The following is a 1,646-nucleotide window of genomic DNA, read 5'->3' as shown; positions in this document are numbered from 1 at the left end:
TTCCCGTTCGCTCGCCGCTACTGGGGAAATCTCGGTTGATTTCTTTTCCTCCGGGTACTTAGATGTTTCAGTTCTCCGGGTTCGCTTCCTGGCACCTATTGATTCAGTGCCGGATAGTGTGCAAGCACACTGGGTTTCCCCATTCGGAAATCCATGACTCAAGTGCCTCTTACTGGCTTATCATGGCTTATCGCAAGTTAGTACGTCCTTCATCGCCTCCAACTGCCTAGGCATCCACCGTGTACGCTTAGTCACTTAACCATACAACCCGAAGGTGTCTGGCATACGTGACCAAGATTGTTTGTTCTCGCTGTACACAAGTTCGATACGCCTCTACCAAATCAGTTTGTTCAAGTAGAGTGGCATTTCTTACTTTTAATATTACAATCAGCTTTTCATGTTGTTAAAGAGCACGTAACACTGAGTTACCGGTAAACATTCTTATTAAAGAGTGCTTAACGCTAACGGTTACAAGAGAAGAAATGGTGGAGCCAAGCGGGATCGAACCGCTGACCTCCTGCGTGCAAGGCAGGCGCTCTCCCAGCTGAGCTATGGCCCCAGAATGCTTGCCTGAAGCTTCGATAGCGGCGTTGCGCGATTCGTTCAATCAGTCACATACCATCGAGGTATGCTCCTTCAATCACTCAACGTGCGCCTTGCTCTCAAAGCTTCATGCTGCGCGTGCTGACATCGGGGAAACCCTTTTATCAACATCGCGGCAGCCCTGACAAGGGAATTTCAAGCGAGGGCAAGGCGAGAGGGTGTGAAGCATACATCAGTATGCGAATACCCGAACAACGCAGCCATCGCGCAGAAATGGTGGGTCTGGGCAGACTTGAACTGCCGACCTCACCCTTATCAGGGGTGCGCTCTAACCAGCTGAGCTACAGACCCAGTTTCTTCTCTATCTATATCAAGCCTGCAAACTGTGTGGACACTTACTCACACGGATGTGAGGTAGACAAAAAATGCAGGACGCAATTTTTTGTCTACACAAAAGATAAGCTGTTTTGTAAGGAGGTGATCCAGCCGCAGGTTCCCCTACGGCTACCTTGTTACGACTTCACCCCAGTCATGAACCACACCGTGGTGATCGTTCTCCCGAAGGTTAAACTAACCACTTCTGGTGCAGCCCACTCCCATGGTGTGACGGGCGGTGTGTACAAGGCCCGGGAACGTATTCACCGTGGCATTCTGATCCACGATTACTAGCGATTCCGACTTCACGGAGTCGAGTTGCAGACTCCGATCCGGACTACGACGCACTTTATGAGATTCGCTAACCATCGCTGGCTTGCTGCCCTTTGTATGCGCCATTGTAGCACGTGTGTAGCCCATCCCGTAAGGGCCATGATGACTTGACGTCGTCCCCACCTTCCTCCGGTTTATCACCGGCAGTCTCCCCAGAGTTCCCACCATTACGTGCTGGCAACTAAGGATAAGGGTTGCGCTCGTTGCGGGACTTAACCCAACATCTCACAACACGAGCTGACGACAGCCATGCAGCACCTGTCTCAGTGTTCCCGAAGGCACCAATCCATCTCTGGAAAGTTCACTGGATGTCAAGGGATGGTAAGGTTCTTCGCGTTGCATCGAATTAAACCACATGCTCCACCGCTTGTGCGGGCCCCCGTCAATTCATTTGA

Annotated in this window: 2 tRNA genes and 2 rRNA genes; all 4 read right to left on the bottom strand. The window is 51.2% G+C overall.

Features of this window, described 5'->3' with window-relative positions:
* Positions 1–261: ribosomal RNA gene (locus tag DEU30_RS13540) — 23S ribosomal RNA — on the bottom strand; the annotation flags it as partial.
* 222 nt (positions 262–483) lie between these two features.
* Positions 484–559, bottom strand: a tRNA-Ala gene (locus DEU30_RS13535).
* A 258-nt stretch (positions 560–817) separates the two neighbouring features.
* A tRNA-Ile gene (locus DEU30_RS13530) sits at positions 818–894 on the bottom strand.
* A gap of 119 nt (positions 895–1,013) precedes the next feature.
* Positions 1,014–1,646, bottom strand: a 16S ribosomal RNA gene (locus DEU30_RS13525); the annotation flags it as partial.

Origin of the sequence: Idiomarina sp. 017G (assembly GCF_004362265.1) — a bacterium.
In the GTDB taxonomy this organism is placed as follows: Bacteria; Pseudomonadota; Gammaproteobacteria; order Enterobacterales; family Alteromonadaceae; genus Idiomarina; species Idiomarina loihiensis.
The sequence above is the reverse complement of the archived record's forward strand: the minus strand, read 5'-3'. Positions and strand labels throughout refer to the sequence as shown.